The organism is Azospirillum sp. A29 (genome assembly GCF_042604625.1).
Lineage (GTDB): Bacteria > Pseudomonadota > Alphaproteobacteria > Azospirillales > Azospirillaceae > Azospirillum > Azospirillum palustre.
Genome location: NZ_CP170466.1, coordinates 1,163,694 through 1,180,662 on the forward strand (window position 1 = coordinate 1,163,694; position 16,969 = coordinate 1,180,662).

Below are 16,969 nucleotides of genomic sequence, written 5' to 3' on the forward strand. Positions count from 1 at the left end.
ACCTATTCGTCACAACGATTTGGGCTATCGTCACACCATCGCAGTTTTACTGTAATGGAACCGCCGCAAGCCTTTCACTGTTCTGCAACAGAAGGCGCACTTCGCGCCGACCAGGGAGAGCGAATCGGTGCGCGACACGGTTCTGGTGGGCGAAAGCCCGGCGGTTTGCATGGGCAGCGGCGAGGATGCGGCCATCGACGTGCGGCGGCTGCTGGTGATCCACAACCCGACCGCCGGCGGGCGGCGTGCACGGCGGCTTCGCGCGGTGGTTGCCCGGCTGGAGGCGCGCGGCATCGGCGTCACCGTCAGGCCGACCGGCAGGCGCGGCGATGCGGAGGAGTTCGCCCGCGCGGCCGATCCCGCCGAGGTGGATGCGGTGGTGGCGGCCGGCGGCGACGGCACCATCAACGAGGTCATCAACGGGCTGGCCGCCCATGCCGAGGCGGGCCGTCCGCTGCCGCTCGGCATCGTGCCGATGGGCACCGCCAATGTGCTGGCGGCCGAACTGGGCCTGACGATGGATGCGGAGCGCATCGCGACGGCGATTGCCAGCGGAAGGCGGACGATGATCTGGCCGGCGCAGGCCAACGGGCGGGTATTCTCGCTGATGGCCGGAGTCGGGCTGGACGCGCGGGTGGTGGAGCGGGTCGATCCCAGGGTGAAGCGGCTGATCGGCAAGGGCGCCTATGTCGCCGAGACGCTGGTGCAGCTGGCGACCCGGCCCGACCACCGCTATCGGGTCGCCTTGGACGATGGCGACGGCTGGGGCGAACCGCAGGAGGTGGCGTCGGTCATCGTCGCCAAGGGTCATTTCTACGGCGGGCGCTTCATCTGCGCGCCCGATGCGCGGCTGACGGAGCCGGAGCTGCATGTCTGCCTGTTCCCGCGCGGCGGGCGGCTGAACGCGCTGCGCTATGTCTGGGGCGTCACCGCCGGGCGGCTGGCGCGCTTCCCGGACTACCGGGTGGTGACGGCCAGGCGTGTACGGATCGAGGGACCGGCCGGCGACGGGCTGTTCGCCGACGCGGTGCAGGGCGACGGCGACGTGCTGGCGCGGTTGCCGGTGGAGATCGCGCTGGCGGGGTGGCGGTTGCCGGTGTTGGCGGGGTGAGGGTTCCGATCACCGCGACGGCGGCAGGCCCCGCGCCGCCCGCGCCTGCTCCTGCAACGCCACGTAATGGTGCCAGACCAGCCGTGCCGCCAGCGAGCGATGGGGCCGCCACGGCTCTGCCACCTCGATCAGCTGCTTAGCATTCGGCTTGTCCGCCCAGCCCTTCAGCCGCTGGACGCCCAGCTGGATCGCCAGATCGCCGATGGGCCAGATGTCCGGCCGGTCGAGCGTGGTCATCAGATAGACCTCCGCACTCCAGCGGCCGATGCCCTTCAGCGCGACGAGCTGGGCAATCGCCTCCTCGTCGGGCAGGTCATGGATGATGTCGAAATCGAGCCGGCCGCTCGCCACCGCCTCGGCAAGGCCGCGGGCATAACCGATCTTCTGGCGGGAGAACCCGCAGGCGCGCAAGCTGTCGTCGTCGAGCGCCAGGATGGCGTCGGGGGTGACGGTGCCGCCCAGCCGGTCCTGCAGCTTGGCCCAGAGCGCCAGCGCCACCTTGGTGGAGAGCTGCTGCTCCATCACCATGCGCAGCAGGCCGACGAAGCCGGTCGGCCGGGTGAAGTCACGGATCACCGGGCCGCCGACGCGCAGGCATTCGGCGAAAATGGGGTCGAGCGCGGCCAGATGTTCAACGCTCATCGGCCGCGCTCCACTCCAAACGACTGATAGATCAGGCCACCAGCTCGATGGCGTAGTCCTCGATCACGGTGTTGGCGAGCAGCTTGCTGCACATCGCCTCGACTTCCCGACGGGCGGTCGCCTCGTCGGTGCTCTTGAGCTGCAGCTCGATCACCTTGCCGGCGCGGACGTCCTCGACGCCGTCGAAACCCAGCGTGTGCAGCGCGTGCGCAATGGCCTTGCCCTGGGGGTCGAGAACGCCGCGCTTGAGGGTGACGTGAACCTTGGCCTTCATCGGATGTCCGCTCGCTTTACGGTGTTGGGTGGAGGGGTGGTTGCTGGATGGCGGTCACTGGATCGTCTTGGGACCCTTGACGTCGCTCGGCCCGCCTTCCGGCAGGATGCCGAGGCGCCGCGCGACCTCCTGATAGGCTTCCTCGACACGGCCCAGATCCTGACGGAACCGGTCCTTGTCCAGCTTCTCGTTGGTCTTGACGTCCCACAGGCGGCAGTTGTCGGGGCTGATCTCGTCCGCCAGGACGATCCGCATCTCCTCGTTCTCCCACAGCCGGCCGAACTCCAGCTTGAAGTCGACCAGCTTGAGCCCGATGCCGAGGAAAAGGCCGGACAGATAGTCGTTCACGCGCAAGCTGAGCGCGACCATGTCGTCGAGGTCCTGGGGAGCCGCCCAGCCGAAGGCGGTGATGTGCTCTTCTGAGACCATCGGGTCGTTCAGCTCGTCCGACTTGTAGTAGTATTCGATGATCGACCGCGGCAGCGGCGTGCCTTCGGGAATGCCGAAGCGGCGCGACAGGCTGCCGGCGGCGACGTTGCGGACGACGACCTCGATCGGGATGATTTCCACCTCGCGCACCAGCTGCTCGCGCATGTTCAGGCGGCGCATGAAGTGCGTGGGCACGCCGATCTCGGACAGACGGCTCATCAGATACTCGGAGATGCGGTTGTTCAGCACCCCCTTGCCGGTGATGACGCCCTTCTTCTGGTTGTTGAAGGCGGTGGCATCGTCCTTGAAGTACTGCACCAAGGTGCCCGGCTCCGGCCCTTCGAAGAGTACCTTGGCCTTGCCTTCGTAGATGCGCCGGCGTCGTGTCATCGCGTCTTCGTCCAAATACGTAAGGACCGGTCAAGCGAGCTTGCCGGCCCAGGAATGTGCCTGAGTGATATAGCAAGCCGGGTGCGCGAACACAACGACGGGGGCTGGAGGGCTGGATTGTGTCGCCGGTTCACAGGCCTGCCGCCTCACAGCTCCACCGGGGCGTAATCCACCGCATGCGGGCGGCCGGGGGCAAAGTGCCAGATCGGGTTCAGGTCGGGACGCTCCACCCGCGGCACCGCCAGAAGCGAGCTGGACGAGGTGCCGAAGCCGCTGGGCAGCAGGAAGTCCATGGCGCCGCGCTCGTCCGGCGTGCCCTCCCAGATGCGGCTGCCCATCAGCTCCGGCCAGCCGCCCCAGGCGAAACTCTCCGCGTCGAGCGCGTCGAGGGTCGGCGGAATGGCGTGCTCGAACAGCGGGCGGTAGAAGGCGGTGCGCGGGTCCTGCGGGTCGTCCAGCTCGAAGGCGGTCAGCATGTGGACGCCGGCGGGGATCGACGACACCTCGGGACGGTGGCGCGGGTTGGCTCCGCGGTGGACGACCAGGAAAGCGTCGCGGTTGTCGGCGATCACCAGATTGAACGGGCGATAGGCGCGGATGTCGAGATCGGCGAAGCTGCGCGCCGCATCGGCGGCGTCGGCATGGTCGAGCGCATCCAGCACCAGCTCGCCGCGCGACCGCTTGCCGGCCTCTGGCCCCAGCGTGCCGAAGCGGTTGAGGACGACCGCCACCACCCCCTCGTCGTTCAGCCCCATCCAGGAGCCGCCGGCCAGTTCGTCCAGCCCGGCGACCACGTTGGGGCGGTCGGGCCAGTGGCGGGCCGGCGGGAGCCAGGGGCGCCCCACCATCTCGTCACGGTTCCCGGCGACGACCAGCGGCCAGGTTGCATCGGGTCGCCGCAGGAGGATCACACTGCACATGCCTTGCCCTGTCTTCGGTTGTCTGGGGTGGGTGCGTCTCTGGGGATGCCGGTCTTCGGCGTCGTCGGTATTTGGTAGTGACAGCCTTGGATGTCGCTTGGGGGTATCCCGCCACCCGGGGAGGCCCTGCAGAATATCCGCGGATGCGACGCGGCGGGAGAGTGACGACAGCCGCCTTCGGGCTATATTATCCTTATATAAGGGAGCGAAACCAATAAAGGAGCCTGGGTCCCCATGACGACCTTCGACGACCGCGAAAAGGCCTTCGAGAACAAGTTCCAGCACGACGAGGACCTGCTCTTCCGCATCCGCGCCCGGCGCGACCGGCTGGCCGGCGAATGGGCCGCCGACCTGATGGGGCTGTCCGGTGCCGACGCCGAGGCCTATGCCCGCCAGATCGTGGACACAGACATCGCAACCCCCGGCCCGCACGACATCCGGGACAAGCTGAGCGCCGACCTGCACGCCCGCGGGGTCGACATCTCCGACCACCGCGTCGAAAAGCAGATGGCGCATTTCCTGGACATCGCGCGCCAGCAGGTGACGCAAGCCTGATCGGATCGGGCCTCTGCACGTCCTTCGCGACCCCGCCGACCCGATCGCGGCGGGGCGCCTACTCCGCTGCGCGGTGCAGGACGCGCTGGCCGGCATAGTCGGCGATGCGGCGGATCAGCGTGTCGATATCGCCCTTCAGCCGGACGAACCCATCGTGGCGCTCCAGCGTCTCCTCGTTCATGTAGAGGCGCCGGTTGATCTCCAGCTGGATCGAGTGGCGGCCGCGCGCCGGCTCGCCATAGCGCGCCAGCAGCTCCACGCCCTTGTAGGGATCGTTGATCGCCACCCGATGGCCGAGACCGCGCAGGGTGTCCGCAACCAGCCGGACGAAACCCGGCTCGCTGGTGGTGCCGTCGCGGTCGCCGATGACGAAATCCACCGCCAGCGGATCGCGCCCGTCGGGCCGCAGCGACGATGGCATGGAATGGCAGTTGACGTGCCACACGGCGCCGAACCGCTCCGCCAGCCCATCCAGCGCCAGCCGCATCTGGGCGTGGTACGGGCGGTAATAGCGGTCGATGCGGTCGGCAACCACCGACGCCGGCAGCTTCCCGTCATAGAGCGGAACGCCCGGCCGCAGCATGGCCCGGATCAGCCCCATGCCCAGCGTGCTGCGCGGGGTCGGATGCACCGGCAGCGGCAGATCGCCGTCGATCATCGCCGGGTCGATGTCGTCGATGGCGCGGTTCACGTCGATGCAGGTCCGGGGGAACAGCGCGCACAGCAGGGTGGCGCCATGGTCGGGAGCCGTGGCGAACAGCTCCTCGACATGGGTGTCCTCGCCCTGGCGCAGCAGCGGATGCGGGCAGATCACCCGGAAGCCGTCGGGATAGATGCTGCCGCTGTGCGGCGAATCGAACAGCACCGGAAGGCGTCGGCCGACCGGGTCGTTGCGGACCAGAACGTCATCGATCACGAAGCTCATCGACCGGCCCCGACCAGATAGCCCCTAACCAGATAGCCCCCAACCAGATAGCCCCCAACCAGATAGCCGGGGTGGAACAACCGCCAGTTCAATTGCCGCAACGTCCACCGCCGCCCTTATCGATCCGGCGGATCCTGTAACCCATGCGTCAACCCACAGTCGACGGCCATTCGTCATGATGCTGCCATGCCGCCGCAACATTGCGCCAGGCGCATCAGCCAAAAAAACCGCGGCGGTGCACCGGCCCGCACTGGCGTGGAGTCGCTTGGTTCGCCATACTGTTCGGAGCGCCCACCGCTGGCGAGCTTGCCGCTTGACCGACCCGCTCTTCGCCCCTGTAGAACTCACGCCGCCGGACATCGCGCCCTACCGGCGCGGCAACACCGGCATCGACCATGTCACCAGCCTGTCGGCGGCAGAGCCCGGACCGCATGTGGTGCTGAACGCGCTCGTCCACGGCAACGAACTGTGCGGCGCCATAGCGCTGGAGGCCCTGCTGCGCATGGGACTGCGGCCGACGCGCGGACGGCTGACCTTCGTCTTCGCCAACACCGCGGCCTACGCCACCTTCGACCGCCAGAACCCCTACGCGTCGCGCTATCTGGACGAGGATTTCAACCGGCTGTGGTCGCCGGAGCATCTTGACGGCCGGCGCGACAGCATCGAGCTTCGGCGCGCCCGCGCCCTGCGGCCGGTCTATGAAACGGCGGATTTGCTGCTCGATCTCCATTCGATGACGGCGGACACGGCACCGCTGACCCTGTGCGGACGGACCACGCGCGGGCGCGATCTGGCGCTCGGCCTTGGCTATCCGGCCTGGGTGGTGGCGGACGGCGGTCATGCCGGGGGCAAGAGGCTGATCGATTACGGCAACTTCGCCAAGCCCGAGGGGTCGCACACCGCCATCCTGGTCGAATGCGGCCAGCATTGGCGGACGGAAACCGCGACGGTGGCGCTGGAAAGCTGCCTGCGCCTGCTTCTTGGGCTGGAGATGATAGACCAGCCGGCGAACGGTCCGCGCATGCGCCCGCGAACCGATCCGCAGCGGCTGGTCGAGGTTACCGAGGCCATCACCGCCGCCAGCGAGCGCTTCCGCTTCACCGCCCCCTTCGTCGGCATGGAAGTGATCGGCCGCGCCGGCACCGTCATCGGCTGGGACGACGCCCGGGCGATCCAGACCCCTTACAACGACTGCGTTCTCATCATGCCCGCCCGCCGCGTGAAATCCGGCCAGACGGCAGTGCGGCTGGGGCGGATCGTCGGGTGAGGCTGGCGGCGGGGCCGGACCGGCCCCCTACTTCACGGCCGGCTTGCCCTTCGTCCAAGTCGCATTCGCGCTGAACAGCGGAACGGTGGAGATCGAGGTCTTGGCCGAGGCGTCCTTCACCTGTCGGCTGTACACCACATAAACCAGCGTGTCGTTCGGCCGGTCATAGATGCGGCGGATGGCGATCGACTTGAAGATCAGGCTTTTCCGTTCGGAGAAGACCTCCTCCCCCTTCTGCGACAGGTCGATGTCGCCGACGGTGACCGCCCCGGTCTGGCGGCAGGCGATGGAGGCGTTGGACGGATCCTCGAACCAGTTGCCCTTGCTCAGCCGGTCGATCAGGCTTCGGTCGAAATCGACCAGATGGCAGGTGATCCCCTTCACCTTGGGGTCCTCGATGGCCTGGACCTGCAGGCCGTTCCCGGTCCAATCGTTGGAGAAGCGGCCGATCACGTCGTCCGCCGCCGCCGGTGACGGCAGCGTCAGCCCGGCAGTCAACAGGCCCAGAACCAAAAGGCCGGCGGAAACGTTCATCAGGGGAAACGGGCTGCGCATCGCGACTGGGTCTCCGGCAAAGACGGGCGGGGACCGCGGGCCGCGCGGTCCGGCAAAACACTCCCCTAGATCGGAGGATCGGGCGCCACCGTCAAGCGCCCACCTTCGGAGGTCCGGCCACCGCGATGACAGACCGCAGCCAGTTCGCCTCGATCCCCCCCGCGCATCCGCCTGCGCCAGAGGCTCCGCTCGCCGGAACGCCGGAACCGGCGACGGAGCCCCTGCCCCCGCCCGGTCATCGCCGCAATGCACAGACCATCGCCACCGTCGGCCTGTTCGTCATCGCCTTGCTGTTCGCGCTGTATTTCGGGCGCGACGTGCTGCTGCCGATCATGCTGGCGCTGATCCTGAGTTTCCTGCTGCGGCCGCTGGTCCGCGCCCTCTACCGCGTCCGCGTGCCGGAGGGCATCGGCGCCGCCATCATGGTGATGTCGCTGTTCGGCGGCGTGCTGCTGGCGGTCTACACCCTGTCGGGCCCGGCGGCGGAGTGGGTCAACCGCATGCCCCGGGTCATGCACGAGCTGGAGTTCAAGCTGGGCGACATCCGTGCCGGCATCGACCGCGCCCGCGAGGCATCGCGCCAGATCGAGCAGATCACCAAGGAGAGCGGCAATCAGGCCGGACCGGTGCGCGAGGTGGTGGTGCGCGGTCCGACGCTGATGGAGCAGGCGGTCAGCCAGGTCGAATCGGTGCTGGCCAATGTCGTGATCCTGCTGGTGCTGCTCTACTTCTTCCTCGCCCGCGGCCGGCATTCGCTGGAGGCGCTGATCGGCACCATGCGCAACGTCGACGATCGCGTGCATTACGCGATGGTCGCGGCGACGCTGCAGCAGAACATCGCCGCCTATCTGCTGACCATCACCGTCATCAACGCGATTCTGGGTCTGGCGACCGGGCTGGTGATGTGGCTGTGGGGGCTGCCCAACCCGGCGCTGTGGGGGGTGATGGTGGCGCTGGCCAACTACATCCCCTTCATCGGCCCGGCGGTGATGACCGGCGTGCTCTTCCTGGTGTCGGTCCTGACCTTCGACGGCCTCGGCACTATCATCCTGCCGCCGCTGTCCTTCGTGGCGCTGACGACGATCGAGGGCAATTTCCTTACCCCGATGATCGTCGGCCGCCGGCTGTCGCTGAACCCCATCGCGGTGTTCGTGTCGATCCTGTTCTGGGGCTGGCTCTGGGGCATTCCCGGCGCGCTGCTGGCCGTACCGATCCTGGCGATCCTGAAGATCCTGTTCGACGCGCACGAGCCGCTGAAGCCGGTCGGGGCCCTGCTGGGGGACTGAGCGGGGCCACCCCTCAAACCCCTTTCACGCCACCGAGGCCAGCGGCAGGTTCACCAGCAGGTTCTGCGGCTTCAGCTTCAGCCGCCGCTCCTCCGTCATCGCCAGCCCGAGATAGACCGGCCGGCCGGCGAGGTCGGGGCGCATGGCGGCGGGATCGGCGAAGTCCAGGCGGAACAAAGCGAGGATGCGGGCCAGCCGCTCCTCCCCCACCTCGACCCCGTTGTACAGATCGTTGAGGATCGCGGTGGCGGCGCTGTCCAGCCCGACATGCCAGACCCAGCGGTCGTCGCGGATGTTCTGCACCGGCTGGATGCTGACGGTCACGCCGAGGAAATGCCCGACCCAGGCCTCCAGCACGCGGGCCAGCGCGTCCAGCCCGGCGGCGGCGAAGGTGATGTCCAGCACCGTGTCGTGCCGGCCGTCGCGGCCCCAGTAGAGCGGGTGGTTGGTCTCGTCCAGAATGTCCAGCTCGACGCTGCGCGGCGCGGTGCCGGCCTCCACCACCAGACGGCCGAGCGAGCCGAAGCCGCCGGAGGCCGCCATCGTCTCCACCGTTTCGGCATCGGCGACACGGACGCGGCCATCCTCCACCGACACCGTCTGTTCGCGGAAGAACAGCTCCCCCGCCCGCGCCCGCAGGCCGGACGGCGTTTCGTCGAGGATGCCGCGCAGGATGGCGTGGACCAGCTGGTCGATGAACAGGCCGGGTACGCCGCGGGCGCCCTCGCGGAACAGGCGGATGTAGCAGCCCTCCAACGTCCCGGCGGCAAGCAGCCGGTCGCGGAAGGCCAGCCAGACCTGGAAATTCTCCCGTGCGTCCGCATCGGCGATGGCGTCGATCAGCGGGGCCGGCACGATCCGCGCCGGATCGTCCAGCAGGGCGGCGTGCAGCGTGCGCTCAGCGTCGCAGGCCTCCTCCGGCGGACGCATCTCGGGCCGGCGCAGGTAGGCGCGCAGGAAATCGGGAGTCACCGCCAGATGGTTGTCGGCATCGCGGGTCAACAGGTGGAAACCGGACGCCGTCCAGAAATCGGTCATGCTGCTGGGCACCTTTGGTCCTGAAGGCGCCTATCCGACGACAGAGCCGCCGGCCGGCGCAAGTGTCTTGTGCTCGGCCCCCGTGTCGAGGGTCCTGTCGAGAAAGGCATCGATGTCCGCCCACACCCGGTCGCGGATGGCGTCGCCTTCCATCAGCAGTTCGTGCCGCGCGCCGGGATAGCCGATGAGATGGGCGTTGCCGAGCCGGGCGGCCACCACGCGGTGGGCCTCCGCCCGCACCACCCGGTCCTCCGGTGCGCTCAGCAGCAGCACTGGCGTGCGCACCCGTTCCAGCGGCAGGACGTGGCGCAGTGCATCCTCCGCATCCAGGGCGGCGGCGACCCAGGCGAAGCTGACCCCGCCGACGCGCAGCTCCGGCCGCTCGGCATAGGGGGTGTGGAAGGCGGCGTAGCGTCGTGGGTCGGTCGTGATCTTGTTATCCGGACCGAAGCGCCCCTCCGCCGGGTCATAGTCGCCCTGCCCCAGCGCATAGCGGGCCCCCCAGCCACAGGCGAGCCCGAGGCTGGCCAGCACCCGCACCAGCCAGCGCGGCAACGGCCCGCTGTGGATGGCGTACATCGGCGCCGCCAGCAGGACGGCGGCGTAGCGGCCCGGATCGTCATCGGCATGGCGGATAAGCGCCAGCGTCGCCACCAGCCCGCCCATCGAATGGGCCAGCACGATCACCGGACCGCCCGTCTCGGCCGCGACCGGCGCCACCACCTGCCGATGGATTTCGTCGAGATCGTCCACCAGCGTCGCGAAATCGGTCAGGTGATGGATCTGCCGGTTGGGCAAGGGCCGGTCGGACAGGCCCTGGTTGCGCCAGTCGAACGCCACGACGCGGAAGCCGCGGGCGGTCAGCGCCTCCGCGGTTTCGGCATATTTCTCGATGAACTCCGCCCGGCCGGTCAGCACCAGCGCCGTGCCGCGGGGCCGCTCCGGCACCGGCCAGACGGCGACGCACAGCCGAACCCCGTCGGGCATCGCCACGTGACGCATCTCAGCCGGGGCGGAAACACCATTGGCGAGGCGATCCGCCGCAAATTCGGATGCAGTCCAGGCGGCATCGTCGGCCATGCTTTCTCCCCTGACCGTTGTGTTGTGGACCGGAAGGGCACCCCCGAGGGCAACCCACTCCGAATTCGTCAAGATATTAGAAACCAGAAATAGTGGCGATATCTTGTATCGACTCTGCGAGGGAACTCTTTTCCTTGAATGGCGTTGGTCCGCCGTTGGAGGTGTACCGATGAAGACAACACATATCATCGTCCTGGCGCTGACCGCCGCGACCCTGAGCGGGACTGCCGTCCCTGTGCTGGCGAACGAGAAGGCCAAGGTTCCGCCCGTGCATGTAGAGCATGAGGATGGCGAGGAGATCCTTGTCCACAAGGGGGAAGCGTCCTTCTACAGCCAGAAGTTCCATGGCCGCACCACGGCGAACGGCGAAACGATGAACCAGAACAAGGCGACCGCCGCCTCGCGCACCCTGCCGCTGGGTTCCAAGGCCACCGTCACCAATCAGGAGAACGGCAAGAGCGTCGACGTCATCGTCAACGACCGCGGCCCCTATGTCGACGGCCGCGTGATCGACCTGTCGCGCTCCGCCGCCAAGAAGCTGGACATGATCGAAGACGGCACCGCCCCGGTGAAGGTCGAGGTCAAGCCGTCGGAACAGCCGACCGACACCGCCCGCGAAAAGGTGGAGGAGAAGGTCGACCAGCTGACCCCCGGCAATCAGGTCGCCCAGGGCGACGGCAACCGGAACAGCGGAAACAGCGGCGGGAGCAGAAGCGACACAGTGTCGCACTCTGGCTCCGGCAAGTAATGCTGCGGCGCAGCGAAAAGGGCTTCCGATTCGCCGCGCCCACCGCCCTGATTTTATTGCATCGCCGAACCAACAGTCACCATACGGTCAAACCGTTGAATAGAACGGGACTTCGCCACCGGTGCCCCAGCCGGTGGCGAAACAGTCGCACCTATGGCGCCACACCGGTCGGAGCGGCCCGAGTTTTTGCGATAAGCCCATGATCCGCCGCATTTTCTCCTGCAATACCTCGGTCCGTAAGTAATCCTTTGCCGCCATGCCGGCTTCCATTGCGGCGAAGCCTGCCGGACGGAGCGGCCGGCTTCCTCGCGGACTTGTGCGGAACGTTAGAGATTTTTTTGCATTTTTGGAGGAGACGTGGTGCCATTCCCATCGCTGCGGTGCACACGACGCATTGCAGCGAACGGCACGGCGCCCGGGCGTCAGATGCCGGAACAGGCACCGAGAGAAAGAGGAATTGCTGCGATGGACGACGTGCGTCAGGTCCGCAAGGATACCGAAGGCTACTGCATCGAAGACCTGTCCGTCGGCATGACGGCCAGCTTCGCCAAGACGGTGACGGAAGCCGACATCGTCCTGTTCGCAGGCATTTCCGGCGACACCAACCCGGTCCACATCAACCAGGAATATGCCGCCACCACCATGTTCCAGGGCCGCATCGCCCACGGCATGCTGACGGTCGGCTTCATCTCGGCCGTTCTGGGCACCAAGCTGCCGGGGCCGGGCTGCATCTACATGAGCCAGACCCTGAAGTTCAAGGCGCCGGTCCGCGCCGGCGACACCGTCACCGCCCGCGCCACCATCACCGAGCTGATCCCGGAAAAGCGCCGCTGCGTCATCAAGACCGTCTGCACCGTCGGCGAGACCGTGGTGGTCGAAGGCGAAGCGCTGCTGATGGTTCCGTCCCGCGGTTGATCGCATACGGCCAATACCCAGGCCAATCGGCCTGCCTGCGAGCGTAAAACACGCCGGCGCGTTTACCCCGCGCCGGCGTCGGTCTATATAGACGCCCGAGCAAGCGGACCCGCCGGGGTCCGCCCACAGCACCGGGGCGCGCATGCGACTGTACAGACACACCGCCGACCTGCCGGCCGAAGAGCGGGGCGCCGTCGTGGCGCTCGGCAATTTCGACGGCGTCCATCGCGGGCATCAGACGGTCATCGGCACCGCCCAGCGCCTTGCCGCGGAGTTGGGGGCGCCATCCGCCGTCGTCACCTTCGAACCGCACCCGCGCAGCGTCTTCCGTCCCGACGACCCGCCCTTTCGCCTGACGCCCTTCCGCGTCAAGACCCGCCACATCGAGGCGCTGGGCGTCGACCAGCTGATCGTCTGCCATTTCGACGACGGCTTCCGCCACAAGACCGCGCAGGCCTTCGTCGACGAAATCCTGGTCGGCGGGCTGGGCGTGCGGCATGTCGTCTGCGGCTATGACTTCCTGTTCGGACACAAGCGGTCGGGCGATCCCGCCTTCCTGCTGCAGGCCGGGCGCGCCCAGGGATTCGGCGTGACCGAGGTCGGGCCGGTGTCCGACGAACAGGGCGGCGTCTATTCCTCCACCCGCGTGCGCGACGCGCTGACCGCCGGCCGGCCGCGCGAGGCCGCCCATGTGCTGGGTCATCCGTGGGAGATCGAGGGGCGCGTCGTCCATGGCGACCAGCGCGGCCGTACCATCGGTTTCCCCACCGCCAACATCGAGCTGGGCGAGTATCTGCGCCCGGCCTTCGGCGTCTATGCGGTGCGCGCCGGCATCGACCGCGCCGGCGAGACGGTCTGGCTGCCGGGCGTCGCCAATCTCGGCGCCCGCCCTACGGTGGACGGCACGGTGGCACGGCTGGAAGCCCACCTGTTCGATGTCGATCTCGACCTGTACGATCTGCATCTGCGCGTCCAGATGATCGATTTCCTGCGGCCGGAGATGAAGTTCCCCAGCTTCGATGCGCTGAAGGACCAGATCGTACAGGATGCCGCCGCCGCCCGCGCCGTGCTGGCGGCCGGCTGACAGGAGGGAAATCGGATGGAACGGGTCCTGATGCTGCTGTTCATGCTGAACCAGGGCGGCCCGACCACGCTGGAGTTCGCCAGCATGGAGCAGTGCAAGGCGGCCGAGCCGATCATCATCCAGAATTACCGCGAGATGACCGGCAACACCGTGCTGTCGCGCTGCATCCGCATGACGCTGCCGGCCAACTGACCGGATCGAACGCGCGACAGGCTTGGCAACGGCATTGAACAGGCGGCCTGCGATCCGCGCTGGCAGCGGTGGTTTCCTCTGATACAGTGCGCCCCGCCCCAGGCTTCCCGCCGCAAGCCGCCCCGAATCCCCCCGAATCCCCATGCCCCGCCCAGACTCCCTGACCATCCGCATCCTGCTGACGGCGCTCGTCGCCTTCGGCCCGCTGTCCACCGACCTGTATCTGCCGTCGCTGCCGACGCTGGTGCGGGTGTTCGGCACCGACGTCGCCACGGTGCAGCTGACCCTGTCGATCTTCCTGGTCGGCTTCGCGGTGTCGCAGCTGGTCTATGGGCCGATGTCGGACCGGTTCGGCCGGCGTCCCACCCTGCTGGTCGGGGTGACGATCTATCTGGCGGCCAGCGCCGTCTGCGCCATGACCAGCAGCATCGATGCGCTGATCGCCGCCCGCTTCTTCCAGGCACTGGGCGCCTGCTGCGGCCCGGTGGTGGCGCGCGCGGTGGTGCGCGACGTGTTCGGGCGCGACCGGGCGGCGACGGTGCTGGCCTATATGTCGATGGCGATGGCGCTGGCCCCGGCGGTGGGGCCGATGCTGGGCGGCGTGCTGACGGAATGGCTCGGCTGGCGCGCCAACTTCGTGCTGCTGACCGTCTTCGCCTGCGGCATCCTGGCCGCCGTCTGGTCGTTGCTGGGCGAGACCAACGCGCATCGCGACGAAGACGCCCTGAGGCCAAGCCGGCTGGCGGCCAACTACCTGCTTTTGCTGCGCAACCGCGGCTTCCTCGGCTATGTGCTGGTTGTCGCCTTCTCCTACAGCGGCATCTTCTCCTTCATCTCCGGCTCCTCCTTCGTGCTGATCGAGCAGATGCACCTGACGCCGGCCCAGTATGGCGCCAGCTTCGGCGCGGTGGTGCTGGGCTACATGCTCGGCACCTTCCTGGCCGGGCGGCTGACGCCGCGGCTGGGTGGGGCGCGGATGATCCGGATCGGCACGCTGCTGTCGATGGGCGGCGGGCTGGTCGGCGGGGCGTTGGCGCTGGCCGGGGTGCTGCACCTGCTGGCCATCGTGGTGCCGGTCTTCCTGTTCATCCTGGGCACCGGCCTGACCCTGCCGAACGCCAGCGCCAACGCCGTCGGTCCCTACGCCACCATGGCCGGGCTGGCCTCCTCGCTGCTGGGCTTCGCGCAGATGGCCATCGCCGCGATCATCGGCATCGTCGTCGGCCACATGAACGACGGCACCGCCCTGCCGATGATGGGGGCCATCGGGCTGGTCGCCCTGGGTGCCCTGCTGGCGCACCGGCTGCTGGTCATCCCCGCGGCGACGAGCGGGCGATCCGCCTGATCCGGCCCTGACGGGAGGCGTGACGGGAAGTACCGCAGCGCTTCCGGGTTTTCCCGGCATCGTCGCCGTCCTCCTTTCCCAACTGCGGGAAATGATCCAGCAGAAAGGTGAACAGGATCGTCACGCACAGGCACAAGCCCAGCGTCATGCCCGCCAGCATGTAGTATCCGGCGCCGCAGGCGATCCCCAGCGCACCGGCCACCCAGATCACCGCCGCGGTGGTCGCTCCGCGCACGCTGTCGCCCGAGCGGAACATCACGCCGGCGCTGATGAAGCCGACCGCCTGGGCGACACCCTGGATGACGCGGACGGGATCGCTCGGCCGCTCGTCTCCCGTAGCCTGCAGCCCGGCATAAAATTCTAATGCAACCAGCGTGGTCAGCGCACAGCTGATGGATATCAGCGTATGCGTGCGCAAGCCCGCCGCTTTGCCCCGCATCTCGCGGTCGAGTCCAAGCAAAGCGCCGCACAGGGCCGCCGCCAGCAGCCGCAGCCCAATTTCCCCGGCAGTCAGAACACTGGTCAAGCCCATGAAATTGCTCCGGTTTTTCCGCCCCCCAAACGGTCTGCCACTTTTTTGGGGCAGATGGCATTTTTCACTTTGCAATTGTTCGCGTTGGATCTATGTAACGCGAACTCGCAAGCGCACGTGCCGCTGGCCCGCCCCTCGGCGTCTCCGAGATGTGGTTATGCAACGACGTAACGCGTGATCCCCGACCGTCCCTTAAACAAGGCGGCGACTTGGAGGTTACGATGGTTGATGTTGTTGTGGGTGGGCGCGTGCTCACCCGTCTCCGAAATTTGCCGCTCTTGGACCATACGGACAGAACAGGGTTCTGTACGGGGAAATCCAGTATTGGCGGCTTGAGCGCCTGATCAGCTTTCTCAGTTGCTGATCGGCCCGCTCGGCCGCTCCGTTCCCCCCGACTTCGCCCGTTCCGTTCCATCATCTTGCGTCCCAGGAGACTGAGATGACCCAGAAGATTGCGCGCTTTTTCGAAGAGCAGCGCCCGCAGACCCCTTGCCTCGTCATCGATCTGGATGTCGTCGAGCAGAACTACAACGATCTGCACGACGCCCTGCCCGACGCCCGCATCTTCTATGCGGTGAAGGCGAACCCGGCCGCGGAAATCCTCAGCCTGCTGGCCCGTCTCGGCTCGGCCTTCGACTGCGCCTCGGTCCCGGAAATCCAGATGGCCCTGGCCGCCGGCGCCACCCCGGACCGCATCTCCTTCGGCAACACCATCAAGAAGGAAAGCGACGTCCGCCGCGCCTTCGAGCTGGGCGTGCGCCTGTTCGCCTTCGACAGCGAGCCGGAACTGGAGAAGATCGAACGCGCCGCCCCCGGCGCCCGCGTGTTCTGCCGCATCCTGACCTCGGGCGAGGGCGCCGAATGGCCGCTGTCGCGCAAGTTCGGCTGCGACCTGAAGATGGCGCGCGAGCTGCTGCTGAAGGCCCGCGACATGAACGTGCAGCCCTATGGCGTGTCGTTCCATGTCGGCTCGCAGCAGAAGGACCTGATGCAGTGGGACCACGCCATCTTCCAGGTGGCGCAGCTGTTCCGCGAGCTTGAGGTGCTGGGCGTCGACCTCGGCATGATCAACCTGGGCGGCGGCTTCCCCACCCGCTACCGCACCGACGTGCCGGAATGCACCGCCTACGGCCAGGCGATCTTCGACTCGCTGCGCACCCACTTCGGCAACCACCTGCCGGAGACCATCGTGGAGCCCGGCCGCGGCATGGTCGGCAGCGCCGGCATCATCGAGAGCGAAGTGGTCCTGGTGTCGCGCAAGTCGGCCGAAGATCCGAAGCGCTGGGTCTATCTCGACATCGGCAAGTTCGGCGGTCTGGCCGAGACGATGGACGAGGCGATCCAGTATCCGATCGAGGTGTTGGGCGATGATCTGGAGAGCGACCGCGAGGCGGTGATCCTGGCCGGACCGACCTGCGACAGCGCCGACGTGCTGTATGAGCGTGCCGACTACAAGATGCCGGTGGACCTGAAGTGCGGCGACCGCGTGCGCATCCACGCCACCGGCGCCTACACCACGACCTATTCGGCCGTCTGCTTCAATGGCTTCGAGCCGCTCAAGCACTATTGCATCTGAGGATACGGGCGGGGAGCTGCCCTGCCCGGCTTCAATCCGCCAAGAGAAAGCCCGCCAGCCGGTTCACCCGGCGGCGGGCTTTCTCTTTTTCGGCCGGCTGTTTTT

At 67.6% G+C, this 16,969-nt stretch carries 19 protein-coding genes; 10 read left to right on the forward strand and 9 right to left on the reverse strand.

Annotation, left to right across the window (positions count from 1 at the left end; all coding sequences use genetic code 11):
- Positions 1–127: 127 nt before the first annotated feature.
- Positions 128–1,111, forward strand: coding sequence for a diacylglycerol/lipid kinase family protein (locus ABNQ38_RS20310; RefSeq protein ID WP_377809938.1), 984 nt, complete (start codon positions 128–130; stop codon positions 1,109–1,111).
- A 9-nt stretch (positions 1,112–1,120) separates the two neighbouring features.
- Here the strand turns inward: ABNQ38_RS20310 and ABNQ38_RS20315 are convergent, their stop codons facing one another.
- The 4 genes from ABNQ38_RS20315 to ABNQ38_RS20330 form a co-directional block, all read right to left on the reverse strand.
- On the reverse strand, positions 1,121–1,753 hold the full coding sequence (locus ABNQ38_RS20315) for a DNA-3-methyladenine glycosylase family protein (protein ID WP_377809939.1): 633 nt from the start codon (positions 1,751–1,753) through the stop codon (positions 1,121–1,123).
- Positions 1,754–1,784: 31 nt separating this feature from the next.
- Positions 1,785–2,027 (reverse strand): phosphoribosylformylglycinamidine synthase subunit PurS, encoded by a 243-nt coding sequence (gene purS / locus ABNQ38_RS20320; protein ID WP_109442542.1) that lies wholly within the window; start codon positions 2,025–2,027, stop codon positions 1,785–1,787.
- Positions 2,028–2,081: 54 nt separating this feature from the next.
- On the reverse strand, positions 2,082–2,846 hold the full coding sequence (purC, locus tag ABNQ38_RS20325; RefSeq protein ID WP_042697247.1) for a phosphoribosylaminoimidazolesuccinocarboxamide synthase: 765 nt from the start codon (positions 2,844–2,846) through the stop codon (positions 2,082–2,084).
- Between the two features lie 146 nt (positions 2,847–2,992).
- Positions 2,993–3,766, reverse strand: coding sequence for an NRDE family protein (locus ABNQ38_RS20330; protein ID WP_377809940.1), 774 nt, complete (start codon positions 3,764–3,766; stop codon positions 2,993–2,995).
- 234 nt (positions 3,767–4,000) lie between these two features.
- Here ABNQ38_RS20330 and ABNQ38_RS20335 point away from each other — a divergent pair, with 234 nt between their 5' ends.
- The gene (locus ABNQ38_RS20335; RefSeq protein ID WP_109051309.1) at positions 4,001–4,321 is read left to right on the forward strand and encodes a DUF1476 domain-containing protein; all 321 of its coding nucleotides are present in this window, start codon (positions 4,001–4,003) and stop codon (positions 4,319–4,321) included.
- Between the two features lie 58 nt (positions 4,322–4,379).
- On the opposite strand, the gene ABNQ38_RS20340 is transcribed toward ABNQ38_RS20335, so the two are convergent.
- Complete coding sequence (locus ABNQ38_RS20340) at positions 4,380–5,246, reverse strand: N-formylglutamate amidohydrolase (RefSeq protein ID WP_377809941.1); 867 nt, start codon at positions 5,244–5,246, stop codon at positions 4,380–4,382.
- Positions 5,247–5,559: 313 nt separating this feature from the next.
- Here ABNQ38_RS20340 and ABNQ38_RS20345 point away from each other — a divergent pair, with 313 nt between their 5' ends.
- Entirely contained in the window at positions 5,560–6,513 is a 954-nt protein-coding gene (locus ABNQ38_RS20345; RefSeq protein ID WP_377809942.1) for a succinylglutamate desuccinylase/aspartoacylase family protein, read from the forward strand.
- A gap of 27 nt (positions 6,514–6,540) precedes the next feature.
- Here the strand turns inward: ABNQ38_RS20345 and ABNQ38_RS20350 are convergent, their stop codons facing one another.
- Positions 6,541–7,068 carry a CreA family protein gene (locus ABNQ38_RS20350; protein WP_098740458.1) on the reverse strand — a complete coding sequence of 176 codons (528 nt, stop codon included), beginning with the start codon at positions 7,066–7,068 and terminating at the stop codon, positions 6,541–6,543.
- A gap of 125 nt (positions 7,069–7,193) precedes the next feature.
- Here ABNQ38_RS20350 and ABNQ38_RS20355 point away from each other — a divergent pair, with 125 nt between their 5' ends.
- A complete protein-coding gene (locus tag ABNQ38_RS20355; protein WP_377809943.1) occupies positions 7,194–8,354 on the forward strand; it encodes an AI-2E family transporter in 1,161 nt (386 codons plus the stop codon).
- Between the two features lie 24 nt (positions 8,355–8,378).
- On the opposite strand, the gene ABNQ38_RS20360 is transcribed toward ABNQ38_RS20355, so the two are convergent.
- Positions 8,379–9,392 carry a DUF6352 family protein gene (locus tag ABNQ38_RS20360; protein WP_377809944.1) on the reverse strand — a complete coding sequence of 338 codons (1,014 nt, stop codon included), beginning with the start codon at positions 9,390–9,392 and terminating at the stop codon, positions 8,379–8,381.
- A 30-nt stretch (positions 9,393–9,422) separates the two neighbouring features.
- Complete coding sequence (locus ABNQ38_RS20365; protein WP_377809945.1) at positions 9,423–10,472, reverse strand: alpha/beta hydrolase; 1,050 nt, start codon at positions 10,470–10,472, stop codon at positions 9,423–9,425.
- Between the two features lie 169 nt (positions 10,473–10,641).
- On the opposite strand from ABNQ38_RS20365, the gene ABNQ38_RS20370 reads away from it, so the two are divergent.
- From ABNQ38_RS20370 to ABNQ38_RS20390, 5 genes are all read left to right on the forward strand, one after another.
- The gene (locus ABNQ38_RS20370) at positions 10,642–11,220 is read left to right on the forward strand and encodes a septal ring lytic transglycosylase RlpA family protein (RefSeq protein ID WP_377809946.1); all 579 of its coding nucleotides are present in this window, start codon (positions 10,642–10,644) and stop codon (positions 11,218–11,220) included.
- Positions 11,221–11,685: 465 nt separating this feature from the next.
- On the forward strand, positions 11,686–12,135 hold the full coding sequence (locus ABNQ38_RS20375; RefSeq protein WP_012973248.1) for a MaoC family dehydratase: 450 nt from the start codon (positions 11,686–11,688) through the stop codon (positions 12,133–12,135).
- A 142-nt stretch (positions 12,136–12,277) separates the two neighbouring features.
- Positions 12,278–13,219, forward strand: coding sequence for a bifunctional riboflavin kinase/FAD synthetase (locus ABNQ38_RS20380; RefSeq protein WP_377809947.1), 942 nt, complete (start codon positions 12,278–12,280; stop codon positions 13,217–13,219).
- A gap of 15 nt (positions 13,220–13,234) precedes the next feature.
- On the forward strand, positions 13,235–13,411 hold the full coding sequence (locus ABNQ38_RS20385; RefSeq protein ID WP_377809948.1) for a hypothetical protein: 177 nt from the start codon (positions 13,235–13,237) through the stop codon (positions 13,409–13,411).
- Positions 13,412–13,553: 142 nt separating this feature from the next.
- Positions 13,554–14,756: a multidrug effflux MFS transporter gene (locus ABNQ38_RS20390; RefSeq protein WP_377809949.1), complete on the forward strand. Its 1,203-nt coding sequence runs from the start codon at positions 13,554–13,556 to the stop codon at positions 14,754–14,756.
- Here the strand turns inward: ABNQ38_RS20390 and ABNQ38_RS20395 are convergent.
- Positions 14,722–15,288, reverse strand: coding sequence for an MgtC/SapB family protein (locus ABNQ38_RS20395; RefSeq protein ID WP_377809950.1), 567 nt, complete (start codon positions 15,286–15,288; stop codon positions 14,722–14,724). The two genes, ABNQ38_RS20390 and ABNQ38_RS20395, sit on opposite strands and share 35 nt — an antisense overlap.
- A gap of 439 nt (positions 15,289–15,727) precedes the next feature.
- Between ABNQ38_RS20395 and ABNQ38_RS20400 the strand changes: the two genes are divergently transcribed.
- Complete coding sequence (locus ABNQ38_RS20400) at positions 15,728–16,864, forward strand: type III PLP-dependent enzyme (protein WP_377809951.1); 1,137 nt, start codon at positions 15,728–15,730, stop codon at positions 16,862–16,864.
- The last annotated feature ends 105 nt before the right edge of the window (positions 16,865–16,969 follow it).